Origin of the sequence: Pseudomonas paraveronii, assembly GCF_963681955.1 — a bacterium.
GTDB lineage: Bacteria > Pseudomonadota > Gammaproteobacteria > Pseudomonadales > Pseudomonadaceae > Aquipseudomonas > Aquipseudomonas paraveronii.
The window spans coordinates 564,938-588,675 of the sequence record NZ_OY817130.1 but is presented as its reverse complement, the minus strand read 5'-3'; the positions used below and the strand labels follow the sequence as shown (position 1 = coordinate 588,675).

20 protein-coding genes and 1 riboswitch are annotated in these 23,738 nt (G+C 62.3%); of the genes, 6 read left to right on the top strand and 14 right to left on the bottom strand.

Going from position 1 to position 23,738, the window contains the following annotated elements:
• Window positions 1–48 precede the first annotated feature (48 nt).
• The 9 genes from U5A08_RS02500 to U5A08_RS02460 all read right to left on the bottom strand — a co-directional run bounded on the left by U5A08_RS02500 (window position 49) and on the right by U5A08_RS02460 (window position 10,317).
• Window positions 49–1,227 carry an integrase core domain-containing protein gene (locus U5A08_RS02500; protein WP_425262813.1) on the bottom strand — a complete coding sequence of 393 codons (1,179 nt, stop codon included), beginning with the start codon at window positions 1,225–1,227 and terminating at the stop codon, window positions 49–51.
• 238 nt (window positions 1,228–1,465) lie between these two features.
• Window positions 1,466–2,176: a PqiC family protein gene (locus U5A08_RS02495; RefSeq protein ID WP_321850147.1), complete on the bottom strand. Its 711-nt coding sequence runs from the start codon at window positions 2,174–2,176 to the stop codon at window positions 1,466–1,468.
• Window positions 2,177–2,349: 173 nt separating this feature from the next.
• Window positions 2,350–4,614: a DNA topoisomerase IV subunit A gene (gene parC / locus U5A08_RS02490; protein WP_321850145.1), complete on the bottom strand. Its 2,265-nt coding sequence runs from the start codon at window positions 4,612–4,614 to the stop codon at window positions 2,350–2,352.
• 73 nt (window positions 4,615–4,687) lie between these two features.
• Window positions 4,688–5,683: an esterase-like activity of phytase family protein gene (locus tag U5A08_RS02485; RefSeq protein WP_321850144.1), complete on the bottom strand. Its 996-nt coding sequence runs from the start codon at window positions 5,681–5,683 to the stop codon at window positions 4,688–4,690.
• Window positions 5,683–7,587: a DNA topoisomerase IV subunit B gene (gene parE, locus U5A08_RS02480; RefSeq protein ID WP_253393053.1), complete on the bottom strand. Its 1,905-nt coding sequence runs from the start codon at window positions 7,585–7,587 to the stop codon at window positions 5,683–5,685. The genes U5A08_RS02485 and parE overlap by 1 nt, the downstream gene beginning before the upstream one ends.
• 54 nt (window positions 7,588–7,641) lie before the next feature.
• Entirely contained in the window at window positions 7,642–8,250 is a 609-nt protein-coding gene (locus U5A08_RS02475) for a YqiA/YcfP family alpha/beta fold hydrolase (protein ID WP_321850142.1), read from the bottom strand.
• Window positions 8,251–8,345: 95 nt separating this feature from the next.
• Window positions 8,346–9,161: a 3',5'-cyclic-AMP phosphodiesterase gene (gene cpdA / locus U5A08_RS02470; RefSeq protein WP_321850141.1), complete on the bottom strand. Its 816-nt coding sequence runs from the start codon at window positions 9,159–9,161 to the stop codon at window positions 8,346–8,348.
• Window positions 9,162–9,259: 98 nt separating this feature from the next.
• Window positions 9,260–9,709: a DUF1249 domain-containing protein gene (locus U5A08_RS02465; protein ID WP_247402053.1), complete on the bottom strand. Its 450-nt coding sequence runs from the start codon at window positions 9,707–9,709 to the stop codon at window positions 9,260–9,262.
• Entirely contained in the window at window positions 9,700–10,317 is a 618-nt protein-coding gene (locus U5A08_RS02460; RefSeq protein WP_253393047.1) for an NUDIX domain-containing protein, read from the bottom strand. Before U5A08_RS02460 ends, U5A08_RS02465 begins: the two co-directional genes overlap by 10 nt.
• 192 nt (window positions 10,318–10,509) lie before the next feature.
• Here U5A08_RS02460 and U5A08_RS02455 point away from each other — a divergent pair, with 192 nt between their 5' ends.
• Window positions 10,510–11,256: an RsiV family protein gene (locus tag U5A08_RS02455; RefSeq protein ID WP_321850139.1), complete on the top strand. Its 747-nt coding sequence runs from the start codon at window positions 10,510–10,512 to the stop codon at window positions 11,254–11,256.
• On the opposite strand, the gene cytX is transcribed toward U5A08_RS02455, so the two are convergent.
• Complete coding sequence (gene cytX / locus U5A08_RS02450) at window positions 11,225–12,514, bottom strand: putative hydroxymethylpyrimidine transporter CytX (RefSeq protein WP_321850138.1); 1,290 nt, start codon at window positions 12,512–12,514, stop codon at window positions 11,225–11,227. The genes U5A08_RS02455 and cytX overlap by 32 nt on opposite strands.
• Window positions 12,515–12,658: 144 nt before the next feature.
• Window positions 12,659–14,548 (bottom strand): phosphomethylpyrimidine synthase ThiC, encoded by a 1,890-nt coding sequence (thiC, locus tag U5A08_RS02445; RefSeq protein WP_253393041.1) that lies wholly within the window; start codon window positions 14,546–14,548, stop codon window positions 12,659–12,661.
• Between the two features lie 149 nt (window positions 14,549–14,697).
• A riboswitch (TPP riboswitch) is annotated at window positions 14,698–14,803 on the bottom strand.
• A gap of 196 nt (window positions 14,804–14,999) precedes the next feature.
• Between thiC and U5A08_RS02440 the strand changes: the two genes are divergently transcribed.
• Window positions 15,000–16,439 (top strand): TolC family outer membrane protein, encoded by a 1,440-nt coding sequence (locus U5A08_RS02440; protein ID WP_253393039.1) that lies wholly within the window; start codon window positions 15,000–15,002, stop codon window positions 16,437–16,439.
• Between the two features lie 29 nt (window positions 16,440–16,468).
• Here U5A08_RS02440 and waaA read toward each other — a convergent pair whose 3' ends face one another.
• Window positions 16,469–17,746, bottom strand: coding sequence for a lipid IV(A) 3-deoxy-D-manno-octulosonic acid transferase (gene waaA / locus U5A08_RS02435; RefSeq protein ID WP_253393037.1), 1,278 nt, complete (start codon window positions 17,744–17,746; stop codon window positions 16,469–16,471).
• Between the two features lie 23 nt (window positions 17,747–17,769).
• A complete protein-coding gene (locus tag U5A08_RS02430; protein ID WP_253393035.1) occupies window positions 17,770–18,660 on the bottom strand; it encodes a LysR family transcriptional regulator in 891 nt (296 codons plus the stop codon).
• Between the two features lie 104 nt (window positions 18,661–18,764).
• Between U5A08_RS02430 and U5A08_RS02425 the strand changes: the two genes are divergently transcribed.
• The 4 genes from U5A08_RS02425 to U5A08_RS02410 all read left to right on the top strand — a co-directional run bounded on the left by U5A08_RS02425 (window position 18,765) and on the right by U5A08_RS02410 (window position 22,176).
• The gene (locus U5A08_RS02425; RefSeq protein WP_247408357.1) at window positions 18,765–19,100 is read left to right on the top strand and encodes a DMT family transporter; all 336 of its coding nucleotides are present in this window, start codon (window positions 18,765–18,767) and stop codon (window positions 19,098–19,100) included.
• An 85-nt stretch (window positions 19,101–19,185) separates the two neighbouring features.
• Window positions 19,186–20,361, top strand: a complete 1,176-nt coding sequence (locus U5A08_RS02420; RefSeq protein WP_253393033.1) for an NAD(P)/FAD-dependent oxidoreductase — start codon at window positions 19,186–19,188, stop codon at window positions 20,359–20,361.
• Window positions 20,358–21,170, top strand: coding sequence for an aldo/keto reductase (locus U5A08_RS02415; RefSeq protein WP_321850134.1), 813 nt, complete (start codon window positions 20,358–20,360; stop codon window positions 21,168–21,170). The genes U5A08_RS02420 and U5A08_RS02415 overlap by 4 nt, the downstream gene beginning before the upstream one ends.
• Window positions 21,171–21,210: 40 nt before the next feature.
• Window positions 21,211–22,176, top strand: coding sequence for a metal ABC transporter ATPase (locus U5A08_RS02410; RefSeq protein WP_253393030.1), 966 nt, complete (start codon window positions 21,211–21,213; stop codon window positions 22,174–22,176).
• A 33-nt stretch (window positions 22,177–22,209) separates the two neighbouring features.
• Here the strand turns inward: U5A08_RS02410 and hldE are convergent, their stop codons facing one another.
• Window positions 22,210–23,634 carry a bifunctional D-glycero-beta-D-manno-heptose-7-phosphate kinase/D-glycero-beta-D-manno-heptose 1-phosphate adenylyltransferase HldE gene (gene hldE, locus U5A08_RS02405; protein WP_253393028.1) on the bottom strand — a complete coding sequence of 475 codons (1,425 nt, stop codon included), beginning with the start codon at window positions 23,632–23,634 and terminating at the stop codon, window positions 22,210–22,212.
• Window positions 23,635–23,738 lie beyond the last annotated feature (104 nt).

The following is a 23,738-nucleotide window of genomic DNA, read 5'->3' as shown; positions in this document are numbered from 1 at the left end:
TGAACCCATGTGGGAGGGGGCTTGCCCCTGTACGGACGGAGACATCCTTTACAAACGAGACCGGGGACATCCTTTACGTTTCTGGGTGCTGGATAGCCGGCTTGCACCGCTGTCTAGCCTACCCAGTGGATAGTTACATAGGTACATGTCCCACACGTTGTCGTCCACTTCTCGCAGTCCAACGGACTCTCCTACCAGTGACTCACTCAAAAAGATCATCCTGCCCCTCCACTTCATTGACCCGTCTGTTCTGACTTTGCGTACCTCCATATCCGCTCCATATTCGGCAGGAGGTACCCAGCCTGTATAGATCCTTGGCGATTTATCGTACAGATCGTTCGGCACCTTCATGTCTAACGCCTCGTGCGGCCGATCATGATTGAATTCCTGTCGAAATCGTTCAAACGCCAACTGCTGCTGGACCATATTGGCCTCTGGCGTCTTCAGTAACGCGGCCTTGAGTGAGCGATGCATACGCTCATGCCGCCCGTTCTGATCGGGTCGCCCCGGCTGAATACGCTCTGGGTAGATACCCAGCCGTATCCACCAGACGGCCAGACTGGAGAGCCTGCTGAGACCGGTTGAGGCGAAAGGTGAACCGTTGTCAGTCCGGATGACATCAGGCAGACCGTACTCGCGAAAAGCCCAGTCAAAACCCTCGCGGGCCCCAGCCACACTGGGCTGCGCACGACACAACAATATGAATCTGCTGGCCTGATCCGTGAGCGTCAGCGGGTAACAGCGTCGGCCATCCGCCATTAAAAAGTCGCCTTTGAAGTCAGCGGCCCACGTTTGATTGGGGAGATCTGCCGGGCGAAGTTTGACGGGGCCGGTAGGCGGGCGATTGCGCTTGCGCCGCTCTTGAACCAGTCCCGCTCGTTTGAGCCATTCCCCCGCCGTGCTGGGTGCCGGCCAATGACATTCCGGATAGCGATTGGAAAGGACCTTGACCAGCTTTTTGGGGCCCCAGTCATGGTGTTGATGCTTGAGCTCGATTAGAGCAGCAATATGCGCATCGCACGTTTGAAAAGGGCTTGAGAGTGGACGGCGTGAGGCGTCCTTGAGCCCGTCCAGGCCAGCAGTGGCATACCGTTGCAGCCACTTGTCCAAGGTCGGTCGACTAATGCCGTAGCTCAATGCCAGTTGACGTTTTGAATAGGCGCCGGACAGCCAGTCGCCTATCAATCTGACTTTTTGATCCATAGGGGACTCTCGATTCCATGACATGGCCAGTTACCTCCTGGCCATGATTAATACATGTAAACGATGTCTCCGGTTTCAAACGTAAAGGATGTCTCCGGTCTGTACCCCCCGATGACGGCGTGTCAGTCAAAACGGCTGCAACTGACACATCGCTATCGGGGGCAAGCCCCCTCCCACATTTGGACGCCACACGCCTCAAGTAAATCGCACCAAACAAAAGGCCCGCTGAATCAGCGGGCCTTTTTTGTTGGAGCCATTCAGATCAGAACCTGAACACTTCCATATCCGTGCGGATCGGCGTAGCCATCGGAATTTTCGGCTTTTCCGGTGCAGCCGGCTTGGCCTGTACTGGCGCTTGCTTGCGCGGCGCCTCGGCGACCGCTGGCTGGTTGGCCAATGGTTTGAGGGCCACCGACAACTGCTGCGCCAGATGCTGCAACAGCATGCCCTGGGCCTGGACCTGGGACGCGGTGGTGCCAGCATGCTCTTCCTGCAGATGCACGATGCGGCTATCACGCACCTGGCCGCGGCGATCGATCAAGCGCCATTGCGCATCGAGAATCGCCGGTTGCGAGGTACCGGAGTCGAGCCGGGTAATGGTCAACAACACCTGCACATCCGGAGAAAAACCGGTGGGCGCAGGCGCCAGGACCACACGCTGACTGTCCAACTGACCCGCCACCTGGCGCAACATCAGTTGGTTGATGTCGGACGACAAACTGCCCGCCCAACGACCATCGGTGGAACCTTGCAGGCTGCCGTCGTTCTGACGTTGCAGCAATGTTTCGCGTTGCAGGTAGTCAGCGACAACAACCGGGCCCAGCAAGACGGCCATGCCAGCGGCTTGAGCTGGCTGAGCCGGACTTCCGCTGTCCAGTTGGTACAGCGACACCGGCTGGTGTGTGCTGCAACCCGCCAGCCCGAGAAGGCCAGCGAGCATAAAAATAAAAGGAAGGCGTGGAGCAGTCATCATCCCATCCAGGCGGCTGCCACAAGGCAAACCACAATGTAATACTAAAAATAACCTAAACACGCTCGGCCACGCCGGCGCTGGAAAGGCCATATCATCCGTGAATATGCGCCATGACTCCAGCGCGAAAGCGTCGATCTACGCGTTAAATCGTAGATCAAGAGCTCTAATCCGCGCTAAACGGGCGTTTCCACCAGTAAAGCATCCACGCGCTGGAAGCCACGAGGCAGTTTATTGCCGCGCCGGCCGCGCTCGCCCTTGTAGTGCTCAAGGTCGTCAGGGCGCAGCGACAACGTGCGCTTGCCGGCCTGAAGCACCAGGGTAGAGCATTCCGGGATCACCGCGATGTCCGTCACGTACTCTTCGCGACTGGCTACCCGCTCGCCGGGAATACCGATGATCTTGTTGCCTTTGCCTTTACCCAACTGCGGCAGGTCACTGATCTTGAACACCAGCAAACGCCCTTCAGTGGTCACCGACGCCAGCCAATTGCCCTCGCGATCGTCCACCGGCCGCGGCAGGATCACCTTGGCGTTGTTCGGCAGGCTCAACAGCGCCTTGCCGGCCTTGTTCTTGGCCTGCAGGTCTTCGCCCTTGACCACGAAGCCGTAACCCGCATCGGAGGCGATCACATACAGAGAGTCATCGTCCGGCAGCAACACACATTCGAAACTCGCGCCCGGTGGCGGCGTCAGGCGCCCGGTCAGCGGCTCGCCCTGCCCGCGCGCGGACGGCAAGGTGTGGGCCGGCACCGAGTAACTGCGCCCGGTGGAGTCGATAAACACCGCAAACTGGTTGGACCGCCCGGCGGCGGCGGTCTTGAAGCCGTCGCCAGCCTTGTACGACAAGCCGGTCGCATCGATATCATGCCCCTTGGCGGAACGAACCCAACCCTTTTCCGACAGAACGACTGTAATTTTCTCGTTTGGCAACAGCTCGGTTTCTGTCAGTGCTTTCGCGTCTGCGCGCTCAACGATAGGCGAACGACGGTCGTCGCCATAGGTCTCGGCGTCTTTGATCAGCTCACTGCGCACCAGCTTCTTGAGCTTGGCTTCGCTGCCCAGCAGGGCTTGCAGCTTGGCTTGCTCCTTGAGCAACGCGTCCTGTTCGTCGCGCAGCTTCATTTCTTCCAGTCGCGCCAACTGACGCAAACGGGTGTCGAGGATGTAGTCGGCCTGGATCTCGCTGAGTTCAAAACGCGCGATCAGATCGGCTTTCGGGTGCTCGGCGGTGCGGATGATGTGGATCACTTCATCCAGGTTGAGGTAGGCAATCAGCAAGCCGTCCAACAGGTGCAGGCGACGCTCGACCTTGTCCAGGCGGAATTGCAGGCGGCGACGCACGGTCTGCACGCGAAACTCCAGCCACTCCACCAGCAGATTGCGCAGGTTCTTCAGCTGCGGCTTGCCGTCCAGGCCGATGATGTTGACGTTGACCCGGTAGCTGGACTCCAGGTCCGTGCAGGCGAACAGATGCTGCATCAGTACTTCATGATCGACCCGGCTGTTGGTCGGGATAATCACGATGCGGCACGGGTTTTCGTGGTCGGACTCGTCACGCAAGTCAGTGACCTGCGGCAATTTCGACGGCTTGGCCTGCATCAGCGCAGCGATCTGCTCCAGCACCTTGGCGCCGGACACCTGGTGCGGCAGCGCGGTGACGATAATGTCGCCGTCTTCGACGTGGTAGACGGCACGCATGCGCACCGAGCCCTTGCCGGTTTCGTACATTTTCAGCAGGTCGGCGCGCGGCGTGATGATTTCCGCTTCGGTCGGATAATCCGGGCCTTGGATATGCTCGCAGAGCTGCTCGACCGTGGCTTTGGGCTCATCGAGCAGGCGCACGCAGGCCGTGGCGACTTCCCGCAGGTTGTGCGGCGGTACGTCGGTGGCCATGCCAACGGCGATGCCGGTGGTGCCATTGAGCAGGATATTCGGCAAACGTGCCGGCAACACCAGGGGTTCGTCGAGGGTGCCGTCGAAGTTCGGGCCCCAGTTCGCGGTGCCCTGGCCCAGTTCGCTGAGCAGCACTTCCGAGTAACGCGACAGGCGTGCCTCGGTGTATCGCATGGCAGCGAAGGACTTGGGATCATCCGGCGCACCCCAGTTGCCCTGGCCATCCACCAGCGTGTAGCGGTAGCTGAACGGCTGGGCCATCAGCACCATGGCTTCATAGCAGGCCGAGTCGCCGTGGGGGTGGAACTTACCGAGCACGTCACCGACGGTACGCGCCGACTTCTTGTGCTTGGAATCTGCGTCCAGTCCCAACTCACTCATGGCGTAGATGATGCGCCGTTGTACGGGCTTCAGGCCGTCGCCGATATGCGGCAAGGCACGGTCCATGATCACGTACATGGAGTAGTTGAGGTAGGCATTTTCGGTGAAGTCAGCCAGCGACCGGCGTTCTACGCCGTCTAAGCTGTCTGCGAGGATGTCACTCATGCGGGCCTCATCATTGTTTGGTAAGGCGCCGCGGAAATGCCGCGGCGCCGGGTCAATTCAAAACAGGGGTGACTCATGGCTGAGCGCTCCAGCCACCGGCGGGGGCGGCGAAACGATAGACCACCGGGCGTTTCTCGCCATCGGCACGGGCGCCTAAATTATTGTCGATGCCCAACCAGGCACCGTCTGCGTCCAGCACCAGGGCTTCGGCCAGGCCATACGACTGGGCGTAGCGCCGCTCGGGCGTCAGGGTTTCGTCAGCAAACGACCAGCACAGCTCGACCTTGGCCGTGACCGCATCGCGCCGACAAATCTGAAACGCGTTGCGCTCCAGGGTAAACAACTTGCCGTTGAACAGCGCCAGGTCGGAAAAGTCCTTGGACACCGCCTTGGCGTTGGGGAACTGCGCCGGCTGCACTTCCTGGCCGGCCTCGCTCAACAGCACGCACGCGCCGTCGCAATCCCACAGGCTTTGCGGGCGCTTGATGGAAATCAGCCCGCGCCGCTCACGCTCCGCCGCCAGCCAGATCTGATTGCCTTCGGGGTTCACCGCCAGGCCTTCGAACAACGCATTGAAATGCAGCAACATACCGCTGGCGCGGGCTTCACGCACCATGCCGGAGGCGATCTTCAACCACTCGGGCGCACCGCTCGCCGGTACTTTCAGCACCGCCGCATGGGCTTCGCTGACCACGTAGCGGTTACCGGCGGCATCGCAACTGATGCCTTCAAAATCCAGGTCGCCACCGCGAATCAGCGACGCGGCCTTGGTGCGCGAACGCAGCCCCCACGGCAGGCCGGAGTCAGGCACCGGCGGCACGTCGATCTTCAGCGTTTCGGCCTGCCAGGTCGGCGCGCTGATATCCAGGCGGTAGATCTGGTCGTCGTCGCGGTCGGAAACCGTCCACAATTCTTTGCCACACAAGGCCAGGCCCGACAGGTTACCGCCGCGCATGCCGTCCACCGGGTGTTCGGACACCAGTTTGAGCTCAGCCACGGGCGCGGCGACCACCTGGGTGGCCGCCAACCCGCTCAACATCAGGATCGCCAGGGCGAAACCTGTACGCATCAGCCCAGGACCTCGGCGAGGTTGCCTTTGGACTCCAGCCAGGACTTGCGGTCCGGCGCGCGTTTCTTCGCCAGCAGCATGTCCATCATTTCCGAGGTGGCGGCGAAGTCCTCCAGGGTCAGTTGCACCAGGCGCCGCGTGTTCGGGTCCATGGTGGTTTCGCGCAGTTGCGGCGGGTTCATCTCACCCAGGCCTTTGAATCGCGTGACCTGCGGCTTGCCGCGTTTCTTCTCGGCGATCAGACGGTCGAGGATGCCATCGCGCTCGCCTTCGTCGAGGGCGTAGAAAATCTCCTTGCCCAGGTCGATACGGTACAGCGGCGGCATGGCGACGTAGACGTGACCGGCATCCACCAACGGACGGAAGTGCTGCACGAACAGCGCGCACAGCAAGGTGGCGATGTGCAGACCGTCGGAGTCAGCGTCGGCGAGGATGCAGATCTTGCCGTAGCGCAGTTGACTGATGTCCGCCGCGCCGGGGTCGACACCGATGGCCACGGCGATGTTGTGCACTTCCTGGCTGGCCAGGACTTCACTGCCATCGACTTCCCAGGTGTTGAGGATCTTGCCGCGCAACGGCAGGATCGCCTGGAATTCCTTGTCCCGCGCTTGCTTGGCGGAACCGCCGGCGGAGTCACCTTCCACCAGGAACAGCTCGGAACGCATCGGGTCCTGCCCGGCGCAATCGGCCAGCTTGCCCGGCAGTGCCGGGCCCGCCGTGATGCGTTTGCGCTCGACCTTCTTGCTGGCCTTGAGGCGACGCCCGGCGTTGTTGATCGCCAGCTCCGCCAGGGCCAGGCCCAGTTCCGGATGTTCGTTGAGCCACAGGCTGAAGGCGTCCTTGACCACACCTGAGACAAACGCCGCTGCCTCGCGGGACGACAAACGCTCTTTGGTCTGGCCGGAGAATTGCGGCTCCTGCATTTTCATCGACAGCACGAACGCGATGCGCTCCCACACGTCTTCCGGCGCCAGCTTCACGCCGCGCGGCAGCAGGCTGCGGTATTCGCAGAACTCGCGCATGGCGTCGAGCAGCCCCTGGCGCAAACCATTGACGTGGGTGCCGCCCTGGGCGGTGGGGATCAGGTTGACGTAGCTTTCCTGCACGCTGTCGCCGCCCTCGGGCAACCACAGCAGCGCCCAGTCGACGGCTTCTTTATTCCCGGCCAGGCTACCGCAGAACGGCTCGTTGGGCAGGCGCTCGAAGTCACTGACAGCGTCTTCCAGGTAGGAGCGCAGGCCGTCTTCGTAGTGCCACTCGACCTTTTCGCCCGTGCCTTTGTCTTCAAAGGTGACCAGCAGGCCCGGGCACAATACCGCCTTGGCCTTGAGCACGTGCTTGAGGCGGCTGATGGAGAATTTTGGCGAATCGAAGTATTTCGGGTCCGGGGCGAAGTACACGCTGGTGCCGGTGTTGCGCTTGCCAACGGTGCCGATCACCTGCAGGTCGGTGGCTTTGTAACCATCGGCGAAGGTCATCTCATATTCGTTGCCGTCGCGCTTGACCCTGACCCGCACCAACGTCGACAGGGCGTTGACCACGGAAATACCCACACCGTGCAAACCACCGGAGAACTGATAGTTCTTGTTGGAGAACTTGCCGCCGGCGTGCAGTTTGGTGAGGATCAGCTCGACGCCCGACACGCCCTCTTCCGGGTGGATGTCCACCGGCATGCCGCGACCGTCGTCGGACACTTCCAGGGAGTGGTCCGCGTGGAGAATGACATGCACCGACTTGGCGTGCCCGGCCAAGGCTTCGTCGACGCTGTTGTCGATGACTTCCTGGGCAAGGTGGTTCGGCCGACTGGTGTCGGTGTACATGCCAGGGCGTTTACGCACCGGGTCGAGGCCCGAGAGGACTTCGATGGCGTCGGCGTTATAAGAGCTAGCGCTGGGAGTGGCCATGGGGTCTCGTCGTGATTCGTTCGATTAAAAAGTAACCTGGGATTTGCAAGGCAATTACAGTGCCGCGAAATCGAAGGATTGATACTGATCGGCGCCAATGCCGGCAAAGCTCAACAGCGCCGGCAACTGCCGGGCAAAGCCCTGGTAACCGTGGTCGCCACCGGCCTGGATGCGCAAGGCACAGGCCCGGTAATACTGCTGGGCGAGGCGATAATCCAGGGTTTCGTCCCCGGTCTGCAACCACACCTGATAACGCGCGGCGTCCTGGGGTGCCGGGACTTCCAGCTCGGCCAGCGCCGTGACGTGATCGTGGGTCAGTTCCCAGGTTTCATCGGTGTAGAGGTTCTTCTGCGTGCCCAGGTAACCGTCGAACATCCGATGGGGGCTGACCGCCGGGTTGACCAGCAGCGCCTTGAGGCCATGGCGTTCAGCAAGATGGGTTGCATAGTAGCCGCCGAGGGAGCTGCCGACCAGCAGTGGCCGCCCCAGTTCCGCGATGGCCGCCTCCAATTGAGGAATCGCCTGACGGGGATGGTGATGCAGGGCCGGCACGCGCAACTGCTCGGCCAGGCCGAGGGTGTCCATCACACCGATCAACTGGCTGGCCTTGTTGGACGCAGGCGCGCTGTTGAAACCGTGGATATACAGGATCGAAGCGGACATGCCGGGCTCTCCGTGCTTGCGCCAAAAAGGCGCAGTTTACAGGGATCGGGGTGGCGAGTCCCCTGTCTTCCAGTCACGGCAGCCCCCTCCCACCTTTAATAGCCGTTGCTGGCGTAATCCACGGTAAAAGCAAAGCCTTTGACCCGCTCGACGCCAGTATCCAACCGCCCGTCGGCGTGCAGGCGCAGCCAGCGATAGCCTGGCGCCTCGGTACTGACGTTGAAGTCTTCGCTGCCCGGCGCGAACTGGATGCAGGTAGACGGCGAGGCCAGCAAGCGCACGCCGTTGCGCTCGCGGTCGATCTCCTGGTGTACATGGCCCCAAAGCACGGCCCGGACCTGGGGGAAACGGTCCAGGACGGCAAACAGCGCCTCGGGGTTGCGCAGGCCGATGGGTTCCATCCACGCACACCCGATGGGCACCGGATGATGGTGGAAACACACCAGATGATGGCGGTGCGGCGCTTCGCTCAAGGCTTGGGCCAGCAGTTGCAGTTGGCTGTCCTGCAGATAACCGGGCACCGAACCGGGTACGGCGGAGTCCAGCAAGGTAATGCGCCAATTGCCAATGTCGACCACGGGTTCCAGCAGGTCGCTGTGCAGGGCGGCGTGGGCCATGATCTGCGGCTCGTCGTGGTTGCCGGGAATCCAGCGCGTCGGGACACCCAATAACGCTGTCATCTCACGAAAGTGCTGATAGGAGGCCAGCGTACCGTCCTGGGACAAGTCCCCCGTGGCCAGCAGCAAGTCGACCCGGGGCTGCTGCTCGCGCACGAGGTCGATCACCCGTTGCAAACTTTCGCGGGTGTTCATGCCCACCAGCGTGGCGTCGGCCTCGGCAAACAGGTGGCTGTCGGACAACTGCACCAGCAACGCCGGTGCATCGGGGGTCACGGTGGATACGCGAGGCAAGGCGCTCTCCCAAGGCAATCACAGGAATGGACGTGTGGCGCGATTATGCTGGGGCAGGACACAAAGAGGAAACCCAAGGAAGCAGACGCAGTTCACATCTACCGCACGGCTGCGAACTCATGGCCCAGGGCCAGGCAGTGGCTCAACCATTCACCGAGGAACACATTGAGTTGTGCTTTCTCATCGGGCTGGTGCATGAACACATTCGGGTAAGGATAGATGCTGCGAAAGCGTCGCGCATGTTCGGCGCTGATGACTTCGGCCATTCGCGCATCGTGGTACACCTGTACTTCCAGTTGCGGCACCGGCAGCCACGGCAGGCTGTGTTCCTGGCGCACGCGCAGGGTGGTGGTGTAGGGGCAATTGACGATGACTTCCAGGGTCAGCACGCCGAGCATCTGGTCGCCATGGGTCACGGCGATGCGCCGCGCCTCGGGGGCGTGGCGCATGTCCGGCAGCAGGCGCATCAGCCGCGCATAGTTGGCCTCGCAGGCGGCTTGCAGCCCGATCAGGTCAACCCGGTATCGTTCCCGTGCCTTTACTGCCATAACCCCCTCACTTCCGCGCGATTGAGCGCTAGCCATTGCAAGGCAATAATGCTGGGCGCATTGGATATCCGACCATCACGCACCGCTTGCAAGGCGTCTTCGAAAGCCCAGGTGCTGACGCGGATATCTTCTGCTTCTTCTTCCAGTCCATGGACGCCACCGGCGCCCGAACTGTCGCAACGCCCCAGGTACAAGTGGACGAATTCGGTACTGCCACCGGGCGAAGGGAAATATTGAGTGATCGGCCACAGTGCGGAGAATGTCAGCCCAGCTTCCTCTTCGGCTTCGCGGTGTGCAACCTCCTCCGGTTCTTCATCCTTATCGATCAGGCCGGCGACCATTTCCACCAGCCACGGGTTAGCGGTACGGCCCATGGCGCCGACGCGAAACTGCTCGATCAGCACCACTTCATCGCGCTGCGGGTCATAGGGCAGCACGCACACGGCGTCATGCCGCACGAAGACTTCGCGGTTGATCACCCGGCTCATGCCACCGTCGAATTTTTCGTGGCGCAGTTGCACACGATCGAGCTTGTAGAAACCCTGGTAGGCATTGTCGCGCTGAACGATCTCAATCGTGCTCGGCGTGGATTTCGCGATGTCCGTCATATCCTTCCTCGTTATGCCCGTGCAATTCGCGCCATCCTAACGCGCTCTCGCCCGTTGGCGCAGCCCCTTTCCGGTTGCCGGGATAGACGGCGGGCGTCAAACTCACTCTAATCAGCTTAGTGGCGAACTGACTGCCATGCCGGTAGTCGAAGCTCCATAAATTTCGCGCTTATCGACGGACGAAGACCCTACATGTCGCTTTTAAAAATCGCCTCCATGGCGTGTATCGCCTTGACCCTCGGCGCCTGCCAGAGCCTGTTCCAACCGAACTACAGCACCCCGCTGGAAGCCACCCGCGACGCCAGCGAGCAAAGCAAGCCGGACTGCGCCAACGCCGATTGCCCGCTGGTGAATATCGACACCGTGCATTTTGCCAAGGAGCCCAGGCTCGACGCGCTGATCGAACAACGCCTGCTGGAAATGACCCGCACCCGGTCGAGCGACCCGCTGCCGTCGAGCCTGGCGACCTACCGCGAGCAGTTCCTGAGCACCGCCGCACCACGCAACAGCATGTACTTGCAGGCCAAGGTACGTGAGCAGCATGACGGCTTGGTGATCATCGAACTGTCCAGCTACCTGGACCAGGGCGCCACCCACGGCGAACCGGGCCGCGCCTTCATCAACTATTCGCGCCAGCAGCAAAAAGCCCTTTCGCTGAGCGACATGCTGCTGCCCGGCAAGGAAGAGGCCTTCTGGAAAGCCGCCCAGGTCGCACACAACAGCTGGCTGATCAGCACCCGCCTGAGCCTGGAGCCGGAATTCGTCAAGAGCTACCCGTTCCAGAAAACCCCGAACGTGGCGCTGACCTCCGGTGGCGTGACCCTCAAGTACCCCACCACCACGATCGCGCCGTATGCCCTGGGCCATGTCGAGCTGCAGATTCCTTACTCGCGCCTGGAAGGCATCATCAAGCCTGAGCAGGTGCCCGCACGCCGTTGAAGGCGCGCCCGAGAATGAACTGCAGCAGCCCTGCCAGCACCAGTGCCGGCAGGGTCGCGCCGATATCCGGATACAGGTTGGCCAGCAGGTGGTAGGTGCCGATGCCACCCAGCCAGGCCAGCAGCGCCGTCCAGCGTAGCGTGGCGAGCACGCCCTGGCCGCGGCGGCGCAGGATGAAATGATCGACCAGCACCACGCCAAACAGCGGCGCGAATACCGAACCGATCAACAGCAGAAAGTTCTGGTACTGCGCCAACGGAGCAAAGCAGGCGATCAGCGTGCAGAGCACACCGATGGCCAAGGCCAGGTGCTCGACTTTCAGGCGCAACAGAATCCCGCTGGACACGGCCGCCGAATGAATATCGGCAAAGGCGTTTTCCGACTCATCCAACAGGATCAGCAACAACGGAATCCCCAGCCCCGCGCTGGCCAGCGCCAGCAACAGCGCGTTCACTTCACCGCTCGGCGCAAACGCCAGGGTGTAGGCCACGCCCAGGCTCATCAGCCAGAAATTGCCGATAAAAAAGCCCAGTGCCGTGCCGCCGAACACGCTTTTCGCGCGCTTGCCAAAGCGCGAATAATCGGCGATCAGCGGCAGCCACGACAGCGGCATGGCGATGGCGATATCAAACCCCACCGCGAAGGGCATCGAACCATCACCGGGCTGGGCCCACAGTGTGGCGAGGTCGGCCTTGGCGAACAGGTTCCAGGTCAGCCACAAGCAGGCCGCGAGCAGCAGCCAGATGCCCCATTTGCGCAGGATCTGGCGCACGAACGTCAGCGGGCCACTGACCGCCAGCAGGGTCGCCAGGCCACCGAAAAACAGGGTCCACAGCAGCGGGCTGGCCAACAGGCTGCCGTCGCTGAACGCCCGCGCGCCCAACAGGCTGGCGGCATCGCGCATGACGATGATTTCAAACGCGCCCCAGCCGATCAGCTGCAGCAGGTTCAATAATGCCGGCAGGCTCGCGCCTTGGGCGCCGAGACTGAGCTTGAGCGCGGCCATGGCGGACAAGCCGGTATCGCTGCCGATCACACCGACGGCGGCGAGCAACAGCACGCCGACCAGGGTGCCGAGGAAAATCGCCAGCAACCCACCGGCCAGGCCCAGGCCCGGCGCGAGCAGCGCGCCGGTTTGCAGGACCATCAGGCCGATGCCGAGGGAGAACCACAGGGAGAAGAGGTCGCGGGCGCCGAAAACGCGTTTGTTCGTCGGCACTGCGATGTCGGGGGAATAGGTGCTGGGTTGAATGCTCAAGGATGGAGTCTCTGAGGGGCATTTGTTGTTTGAAAGATTGCTATCGGGGGCAAGCCCCCTCCCACACTTGAATGTGTTCACAATTCAAAATGTGGGAGGGGGCTTGCCCCCGATAAGGCCCTTGAAAGCGCCTACAACCTCGGATCAGACCTTCTTGTAGAGCTGACTGCCTTCCTGCTTGAACCGCTCAGCCTGTTCGGCCAAGCCCTTGGCCACTTCCACATCTACCGCATCGATGCGCTGGTTGGCCGCGTATTCACGCACTTCCTGGGTGATTTTCATCGAGCAGAACTTCGGCCCGCACATCGAACAGAAATGCGCGACCTTGGCCGAGTCCTTCGGCAGGGTTTCGTCGTGATACGAGCGCGCGGTGTCCGGGTCGAGGCCGAGGTTGAACTGGTCTTCCCAACGGAACTCGAAGCGCGCCTTGCTCAGCGCGTTATCGCGGATCTGCGCGCCGGGATGCCCTTTCGCGAGATCGGCTGCATGCGCGGCGATCTTGTAGGTGATGATCCCGGTCTTCACGTCATCCTTGTTGGGCAAGCCCAGGTGCTCCTTGGGCGTGACGTAGCAGAGCATGGCGCAACCGAACCAGCCGATCATCGCCGCACCAATGCCGGAGGTGATGTGGTCGTAGCCCGGCGCGATGTCGGTGGTCAGCGGGCCGAGGGTGTAGAACGGCGCCTCGTCGCAGCATTCGAGCTGCTTGTCCATGTTCTCCTTGATCAGTTGCATCGGCACGTGGCCGGGGCCTTCGATCATGGTTTGCACGTCGTGCTTCCAGGCGGTCTTGGTCAGCTCGCCGAGGGTTTCCAATTCGCCGAATTGTGCAGCGTCGTTGGCGTCGGCAATCGAACCTGGGCGCAGGCCGTCGCCGAGGGAGAAGCTGACGTCATAGGCCTTCATGATTTCGCAGATTTCGTCGAAATGCGTGTAGGTGAAGTTCTCTTTGTGGTGCGCCAGGCACCACTTGGCCATGATCGAGCCGCCACGCGAGACGATGCCGGTGACGCGCTTGGCGGTCAGCGGCACGTAGCGCAGCAGGACGCCGGCGTGGATGGTGAAGTAGTCGACGCCCTGCTCGGCCTGTTCGATCAGGGTGTCGCGGAACAGCTCCCAGGTCAGGTCTTCAGCGGCGCCGCCGACTTTTTCCAGGGCCTGGTAGATCGGCACCGTGCCGATCGGCACCGGCGAGTTGCGGATGATCCACTCGCGGGTTTCGTGGATGTGCTTGCCGGTGGACAGGTCCATCACCGTGTCCGACCCCCAGCGAATGCCCCAGGTCAGTTTCGCCACTTCTTCTTCGATGGACGAACCCAGCGCGCTGTTGCCGATGTTGCCGTTGATCTTCACCAGGAAGTTACGGCCGATGATCATCGGTTCCAGTTCGGTGTGGTTGATGTTGGCCGGGATGATCGCGCGGCCGCGGGCGATTTCTTCGCGCACGAATTCCGGGGTAATGATCTTCGGCACGCTGGCGCCGAAGCTGTAGCCGGCGTGTTGCTGATCGAGCAGGCCGCTGGCGCGGGCTTCTTCGAGCTTCATGTTTTCGCGGATGGCGACGTATTCCATCTCGGCGGTGATGATGCCTTTGCGCGCGTAGTGCATCTGCGTGACGTTGGCACCGGCCTTGGCGCGACGCGGGTTCTTCACATGGGCAAAGCGCAGGGCGGTCAGTTCGGCATCGGTCAGGCGTTGCTGGCCGAAGTGCGAGCTCAGGCCGGACAGGCGTTCGGTGTCGCCCCGCGACTCGATCCACGGCGAGCGCACATCGCCCAGGCCTTTGCGCACGTCGATGATGACGTTGGGGTCGGTGTAGGGGCCGGAGGTGTCGTAGACCACCACGGGGGCGTTGATCTCGCCGCCGAAATCGGTGGGGGTCACATCAAGGCTGATTTCGCGCATCGGCACAAGGATGTCCGGGCGGGTGCCTTGCACGTAGATTTTCTGCGAGCGGGTAAAGGGTTGCACGGAGCCGGAGTCGACCTTGGCCGATTCACTCAAATGCACGGTATTTTTTGGTGTTGTACTCATCACGGGCTCTCCAACTATCCAGGCGGTGGATTTTTGTCGGAGCGAACCTGTGACGGATGGACGCACTGAAAACAGTGCTGTGCTCGGTACGCGAGGGCTGTTCGATGGTCGAACGTTCATCCCGGACGAAGCACAAGAGGACTCGCCGGGTGACGAGAAATCTTGTTCCCTACGCAGGCGCTAACCTGATCAGGTTCAACGGGATCCGGTATTTACCGATCTCAGCCTTCCAACAAGGCACCCCGACAAGAACGCGGCCAGTCTAGACCAGGGTGGGGGCAAATTGCCAATAACGGAGCAAACAGCGTGATGAATGGCGCAATTGCAGGATTGTTGTGCCGTGTAACCGCCACTACACTCGGGGACTGCCCCGACGCTTGACGCCAGGAATGGCCAACCGTAGCCTTGGGCGTTAAATTATCATCGTAATATTAAAACTAGGGATCAATTCATGCTGCGCAAACTTTCACTGGCTCTTGCCGTGTCTTGTGCGACCAACGGAATGGTCTGGGCAGCTGAAGCGCCCTTGTCCGCCAGAACCGACCTGGTCAGCGTTTACCAGGAAGCGGCGAATAACAACGCCGACCTGGCCGCCGCCCGCGCCCAATACGACGCGCAAAAAGAAGTGGTGCCCCAGGCCCGCGCAGGCTTGCTGCCCAACCTGTCGGCCGGTGCCGATATCAACAATTCGCGCACCCAGATCGACACCCCGGCCGCCACCGCCAACCGCGATGCGCATTCCTGGCGCGCGACCTTGAGCCAACCCTTGTTCCGCGCCGATCGCTGGTTCCAGTTGCAAGCCGCCGAAGCTGTCAACGAACAGGCTGCGCTGCAACTCTCGGCCACCGAACAGAACCTGATCCTGCAAAGCGCCGAGAACTACTTCGCCGTGCTGCGTGCCCAGGACAACCTGGCCTCCACCAAGGCCGAAGAAAACGCATTCAAGCGCCAGCTCGACCAGTCCAACGAGCGCTTCGACGTGGGCCTGTCGGACAAGACCGACGTGCTGCAATCCCAGGCCAGCTACGACACCGCGCGAGCCAACCGGATCGTCGCGCAACGCCAGGTGGATGACGCCTTCGAAGCGCTGATCACGCTGACCAACCGCCAATACAACTCGATCCAGGGCATTGTGCATACACTGCCGGTGCTGGCACCGCTGCCGAACGACGCCAAGGCCTGGGTCGAAACCGCCGGCCGCCAGAACCTGAACCTGCTCGCCAGCAACTACGCGGTCACCGCGGCCGAGGAAACCCTCAAGCAGCGCAAGGCCGGGCATGCGCCGACTCTGGACGCCGTGGCGCAGTATGAAAAGGGCGATAACGACGCGCTCGGCTTCAGCAACCCGAATGCCTTCGGCACGCCTTATGGCGGCGATGTCTCGCAACGCACCATTGGCCTGCGCCTGAATATCCCGCTGTACAGCGGGGGCCTGACCAGCTCGCAAGTGCGCGAATCGTATTCGCGCCTGGGCCAGACCGAGCAGCAACGCGAAGGCCTGCGCCGCCAGGTGGTGGAAAACACGCGCAACCTGCACCGTGCGGTCAACACCGACGTGGAGCAGGTCCAGGCACGCCGCCAGTCGATCATCTCCAACCAGAGCGCGGTGGAAGCCACGGAAATCGGTTATCAGGTGGGGACGCGCAATATCGTCGACGTGCTCGACGCCCAGCGCCAGCTCTATGCGTCGGTGCGCAACTACAACAACAGCCGCTACGACTACATCCTCGACAACCTGCGCTTGAAGCAGGCAGCGGGCACGTTGAACCCAGGAGATCTGCAGGACCTGGAGCGCTATCTCAAGGCCGACTACAACCCGGACCGCGACTTCCTGCCGCCGGACCTGGCCAAGGCCGCCTCCGAGCAGTTGAAGGCCCGACCTGGCTACTAATGTGAGAGGGGGCAAGCCCCCTCCCACATTTAGTGCGTTATCAGCCTATCCAGGCCATCCAGTAAACGGGTTAGCGCGCCCTGGTTGGCTTGCATCACCTTGAGCCCCGCCTGCGCCATCCGCTGGGCATCCTGCGGCAGCTCGAACAGCTGGCGCACGGCCTCGGCCAAGCCTTCGGCGTCATCCACCTCACACAAGGCCCCGGCGTCGCGCAGCATCGCGCTGATTTCGAGGAAGTTGAACCGGTGCGGCCCCATGATCACCGGCTTGCCCAACGCCGCCGGTTCCAGCGGGTTATGCCCGCCGGTCGCCACCAGGCTGCCACCCACGAACGCGCTGTCGGCCAAGGCATACAGAAACAGCAACTCGCCCATGGTGTCGCCGAGCAGCACCGAAGTGTGCGTGGTGACGGGTTCTCCGGTGGAGCGGCGTACCGTGGCAAAACCCTGTTGCGTGCTCAACTCAAACATCGGGCCGAAGCGTTCCTGATGGCGCGGCACCAGAATCAGCAGCGCATTGGGGTAGCTGGCGAGCAGTCGGCGATGGGCCGCCAGCACCACCGCATCTTCGCCCTCGTGGGTGCTGGCGGCGATCCACACCGGGCGCTCGCTGGCACCCCACTGCTCGCGCAACGCGGCCGCGCGCGCCAGTAGCTCGGGGTCGATGGTCAGGTCGAACTTGATCGAGCCGGTCACTTGCACCGTGTCCGGCCGCGCGCCCAGGCTGCGAAAACGCTCGGCCTCGGTCTCGGTCTGCACGGCAAACAGGCTCATTTCTGCCAGCATCGGCCCCGTCAGTTTGGCGAAACGTGCATAGCCCTTGGCCGAACGTGCCGACAACCGCGCATTGGCCAGCGCCACCGGAATCCCGCGTTGGGCGCAGGCGTGGATATGGTTGGGCCACAGTTCGGTCTCCATGATCACGGCCAGTTTCGGCTGTACACGGTCGAGAAAACGCTTGGCCGCGCAGGGCACGTCATAGGGCAAGTAGCAATGCTGGACGCGCGGCTCATTCGCGAACAACGCCTGGATACGCTCGGAGCCGGTCGGCGTCATGCACGTGACGGTCATCGGCAGCTGTGGATAACGCGCCAGCAGGGCACGGATCATCGGCGCGGCGGCGATGCTTTCGCCCACCGACACGGCATGCACCCAGATCCCGCCCGGCTGCATCAGCGGCAAGCCGTAGGAAAACCGCTCGCCCACGCGTTTGGCATAGGCTGGCGCCTTGCGCGCACGCAGCCACAGACGTAAAGCCACCAACGGCAGCGCCAGGTAAAACAGACAGCTGTAGAGAGTTCTATTCATGGCGGCGGAGTTTATCGGCTTTTTCAGTCGATCGCCTGCAAGCACTCAGCAAAACGCTCGGCAAGAAAGCGCGCGGCTGGCCCCAAGGGTTCATCGCGGCGCCACACCAGCTCGACAACCAGGGCCGGCGGGGTCCATTCGCTGTCGAGTTCGACCATCTGGTTCTGATAGGCCGGGTATTGCACGACATGCCGGGGCAACCAGGCCCAACCCAGGCCACGGATAAGCCATTCGGCCAGCACGTAGAAGCTATCGGCGCGCCACACCTGCGGGCTGGCAGCCTCGCTGCCGGGGTAGACGCTGGTCTGGGTCGACATCAGCAACTGGCGATATTGCGCCAAGCCCTGGCAGTCCACGGTTTTCTGCGCCGCCAGCGGATGGTTGCGCCCGCACACCGTGACCATTTCCACACTGCCGACGACCCGACGCTCCAGCGCTTCGGGGATTTGATCGTGATAGAACAACATGCCCAGATCGGCCCTGCGCTCCACCAGCTTGCGTGCGACATCGCCTTGGGCCGCGCTGGAAAGCTGCACTTCAAGGTTGGGAAATCGACCGGCCAGGGCGTCAAGGCTATCGAGGACCGGCTGATAAAGCATCGCCTCATCCTGGGCCAGGCGCAGGCAGGCTTCTTCGCCGCGCACCAACGACATCGCGCGGCCATTGAGGCGTTCGCATTGGCGCAGCACTTCCCTGGCCTCTTCGAGCAGTACCGTACCGGCCTCGGTCAAGCGGGGCTGACGGCCACTGCTACGCTCGAACAGGCTGACGCCCAGGTCCGCTTCCAGCCAGGCGATGCCGTTGCTGACCGCCGACTGGGCCTTGCGCTGCTGACGCGCCACTGCCGAAAACGAGCGCTGCTCGGCGACGCTGACGAACAGGCGCATCTGCTCCAGGTTCCACTGCACACTCATGGCGTAACCCATCTTTAATTCGGATAGGTAATGACTTTACCCCATCTGGCGACGCGCTAAAATGCCGACCTTATCCAGCGCGCTCTACACCGAGGACTGCCCCCATGACCCCCGCCTACTATTACCTCGCCATCGCCATCTGCTCGGAAGTGATCGCCACCGTTTCCATGAAAGCCATCAAGGGCTTGAGCACACCGATCCCGCTGCTGCTGGTGATCGTCGGCTACGGCGTGGCGTTCTGGATGCTGACCCTGGTGGTGCGCACCGTGCCGGTGGGTGTGGCCTACGCGGTTTGGGCCGGGATGGGCATTGTGATGGTCAGCATTGCGGCGCTGTTTATCTATGGGCAAAAGCTCGATCTGCCGGCGATGCTCGGGATGGGATTGATCGTGCTGGGCGTGGTGGTGATTCAGTTGTTTTCGAAAACCGCCGGGCACTGACAGCCCTCCTAATATTGATCCCGGGCAAAGATCGATCCGTTGAGTCTGTATACTTGGCACCTTGATTTGAACACTGAGGTTGCCCATGCCATCCGTTATTTCCACCGACGTTCTGATTGTCGGCGCCGGAGTTGCCGGCCTCTGGCTGAATGCACGCCTGCGCCGCCAGGGGTTTTCCACGGTGCTGGTGGAAAACGCCACCCTGGGTGGCGGGCAAAGCGTGAAGTCCCAGGGCATCATTCACGGCGGTGCGAAATACGCGCTGCACGGCGCCCTCACCGGGGCCTCAGAAGCGATTGCCGATATGCCGCGGCGCTGGCGCGAGGCCATGGCCGGTAACGGCGAGCTGGACCTGACCGGCGTGCGCCTGCTCTCCGAAGCCCATTACCTGTGGTCCCCCGGCACACTCGCGGGCAATCTCACCAGCTTTTTCGCCAGCAAGGCCGTGCGCGGCCGTGTCGATCAGGTCAAAGGCGACGACCTGCCGCTGGCCCTGCAAGACCGTCGTTTCAAGGGCAAGGTCTATCGCCTGGCGGAATTGGTCATCGATGTACCCAGCCTGATCGAACGCCTGGCGCAGCTGGCCGGCGACGGTTTGCTCGCCGCGCAGCACATCGAACCGCTGCGGGAAAACGACACACTGGTCGGCTTGAAAGTCGACGGTCGCGAGATCCGCGCCCAGCGCATCATCTTGAGCGCCGGCGGCGGCACGGCCGACCTGCTCGCCGTCCTGGGCCTGAGCCAGCCGGCCATGCAAATACGCCCGCTGCACATGATCATCGCCAAGGGTCCCGGCCTGAAGCCCCTGTACGCCCACTGCCTGGGCGGCGGCACCAAACCGCGCATCACCGTGACCACGCACCCGGCCGCCGATGGCAACTGGGTGTGGTACATGGGCGGCGATATCGCCGAGGCCGAAGGTGTAGCGCGCACGCCTGAAGAGCAAATCGCCACCGCCCAGAAAGAGCTGGCACATCTGCTGCCGTGGATCGACATGAGCCACACCGAGTGGGCCACCCTGCGCGTCGACCGTGCCGAGCCGCTGCAGTCGGGCCTGACGCGCCCCGACAACGCCTTCCTCGCCGAACAGGGCCGTCTGCTCGTAGGCTGGCCGACCAAACTGGCCCTGGCGCCAGACTTCGCCGACCGGGTGATCCACGCCCTCGAACGCGACGGCATCCAACCCGGCCCTGCCACTGCGCTGCCCGAGCTGCCCAAACCGGCCATCGGCCAACCGGCCTGGGAGCAACTGTTGCCATGAGCCTGCCCACCCTGCACGACCTGCACCGCCCGCTGGGCAGTACTGGCCTGCTGGTGTCGCCGCTGGGCCTGGGCACCGTCAAGCTCGGTCGCGACCAGGGGGTGAAATACCCCAGCGGTTTCCAGATTCCCGATGATGACGAAGCGCGCCTGCTACTGCGCCAGGCCCGTCAGTTGGGCATCAACCTGATCGATACCGCGCCGGCCTACGGCCGTAGTGAAGAACGCCTGGGGCCGCTGTTGCGTGGCCAGCGCAACGAGTGGGTGATTGTCAGCAAGGTCGGCGAAGAGTTCGACAATGGCGTGTCCCGTCACGACTTCAGCGCGGCGCATACCCGGCTGTCGATCGAACGCAGCTTGAAACGCTTGGAAACCGACTTCATCGACCTGGTGCTGGTGCATTCCGACGGCAACGACCTGCACATCCTCAACGACTGCGAGGTTTACCAGACCCTCGCGGACTTGAAACAAGAGGGCAAAATTCGCGGTTTCGGCTTCTCCGGCAAAACCGTCGAAGGCGGCGTGAAGGCTCTGGAACAGGGTGATTGCGCGATGGTCACCTACAATTTGAACGAACAGGCCGAGAAAGCCGTCATTGATTATGCGGCCGCCCATGGCAAAGGCATCCTGGTAAAAAAAGCCCTCGCCAGCGGCCATGTGTGCCTGGAGCCGGGAATGGACCCCATACGTGCCAGTTTCATGTTGTTGTTTGCGCAAACGGGTGTCGCCAGTGCTATTGTCGGGACCATTAATCCGCTACACCTGGCTCACAACGTGGCGACCGCTGCCCAGGTCATTCGTCAACTATGATGCCGCCGACGCGGCCGCCCCGACGTAAGAAGGAGCCGACATGTCGCGAACGCTCATAAGAAAAAACCCCAGCAACTTCAAGACTCTGCCGCTGCACGTCGAAGCCACCCCCGAAGGCCTGAGCTACCAGAGCGTGGGCATGCCGCTCAACTTTGCCCAGACCCTGCAACGGCGCAAGCCGGTAGACGTGGCAGACCCTGAGCGTTTCGCCCTCGAACTGGCCAACCTCGGCGTGTCGGTACGCCTGACCCTGCATTGGCAAAACAAGGATTACTGGGTGCTGGTACGCCAACGCCGCCAGGACCGTGGCGACGTGGTGCTCAAGCTGATTTCCGGCTACGTCCCCGCCCATGAGCTGAACCTGCCGCTGCACACCGCCATCCAGGAAATTGCCGAAGAGTGCCTGCTGGAGACGCCCGAAGGCTGGCTCAGCGGGCGCTTCAACGACACCTGGCTACCGGCGCCCTACTCCACCGCGCTGCATTACCGCGAAGCCCTGCCGTTTCGCTTGAGCCCCTTGTCCGGTGCAGCCCGCCCGGTGCGCTGCGCGACCACGCAACTGATCGAACGTCCACGGGCCTACGTCCACTTGCCCACAGCGTCGCTACAGTTGATTTATGACTTGCGCCTGGAAGTGCCCAAGGAAGCCAAGTCCCTGAGCCTGTTCCATGTGGATGAGCGACTCGAAGGCGATCAACTGGTCGCGCGCCTGGACCGCCAGCGCCCGGACCTGTACCTGATGCCATTGAAGGACGGCCAACCCCTCGCCGAGCTGTACACCGTCAAGAAAGATCAGCTCTACCCGGCCAGCACGCGGGGTTTGTACCTGGCGGAGAGCTTCGCCCAGCAGGACGGCTGGGTGGTGCGCGACGAGCGGATTCGTTGGAAGGATTGGCTCAGGCAGCAGGGCCTGGCAGCCCCGGAGAAAGAGTCGAAACTCAAGCGCCTGACCGGCAAGGCGCGGCAGATGTTGCGTAAGATCGTGCCGAAGAAGGCCAGACCGTAGGAGCGAGCACGCCCGCTCCTACTGCCGTGAGCCTTATTCGCGGTTGCGGATTTTTTCTACAATCGCGGTGGTCGAGCTGTTTTCAACCAACCCCAGCACTTTAACCTTGCCGCCGTAGGCGCTGACGATGTCGGCCCCAACCACCTGGTCGACGGAATAGTCGCCGCCCTTGACCAGCACGTCGGGCTTGACCTGGGCCAGCAGGTTTTCCGGGGTCGCTTCGGGGAAGCTGATCACCCAGTCCACCGCGCCCAGGCCAGCCAGGACTGCCATGCGCCGATCGACACTGTTGATCGGACGACCCGGTCCTTTCAGGCGGCTGACCGACGCATCGTCATTGACCGCGACGATCAGGCGATCGCCTTGGGCACGCGCCTGCTCCAGGTACGTCACATGACCGGCATGCAAAATGTCGAAGCAGCCGTTGGTGAACACAATGCTTTCGTTGTGGGCGCGCGCGTCGTCAATCGCCAGCAGCAATTGCTCGAGACTCAACACGCCGCGCTCCGAGCCTTCGGAACGCTGGATCGCACGGCGCAACTCCGGCGCGCTGATCGCGGCGGTGCCGAGCTTGCCGACCACGATACCCGCCGCCAGGTTGGCCAGGGCAACCGCGTGGGGCAATTCCTCGCCGGCCGCGATGGACGCAGCCAGGGTGGAAATCACGGTATCGCCGGCGCCAGTGACGTCGAACACTTCACGCGCACGCGCCGGCAGGTGCATCGCCGAGTAGCCAGGGCGCAGCAAGGTCATGCCGTGCTCACCGCGGGTCACCAGCAAGGCGCCCAGGTCCAGTTCGGCCATCAGCGCTGCACCCTTGCTCACCAGTTCGTGCTCATCGGCGCAACCGCCGACGATGGCTTCGAACTCGCTGAGGTTCGGCGTGATCAGGCTGGCGCCGCGATAGATCGAGAAGTCCTTGCCCTTGGGATCGGCCAACACCGGGATGTTGCGGGCCTTGGCGGCCTGGATCAGCATCTGGTGGTTCTTCAGGGCGCCTTTGCCGTAGTCGGACAACACCAGCACCTTGATGCCTTCGAGCAACTCATCGACCTGCGCACTAAGGGCCAGGGCGTCGGTGGCGAAGGGTTCTTCGAAATCGATACGCAGCAATTGCTGGTGACGGCTCATGACCCGCAGCTTGACGATGGTCGGCTGATGGGCAATGCGCTGGAACAACGCGCGCACGCCAGCACCGCGCAGGCTGTTGGCCAGGCTGTCGGCGGCTTCGTCGTCGCCGGTCACGCCCACCAGGGAGGCTGGGGCGCCGAGGGCGGCAATATTGAGGGCAACGTTGGCAGCGCCACCTGGACGGTCTTCGATTTGCTCGACCTTGACTACCGGTACCGGCGCCTCAGGGGAAATCCGTGAGGTTCCGCCATGCCAGTAACGGTCGAGCATGACATCGCCGACCACCAAGACAGGGGCTTGATCGAATCGCGGCATGGACAACTTCATGGAGCAACCCACATACAAAATGAACAGGGGCGCGATATTAGCACAGGGTTACAGGAGGCTTGTGGGGGTGTGACAGAAGATGTTGCAGGAACGTGGGTGAGGCG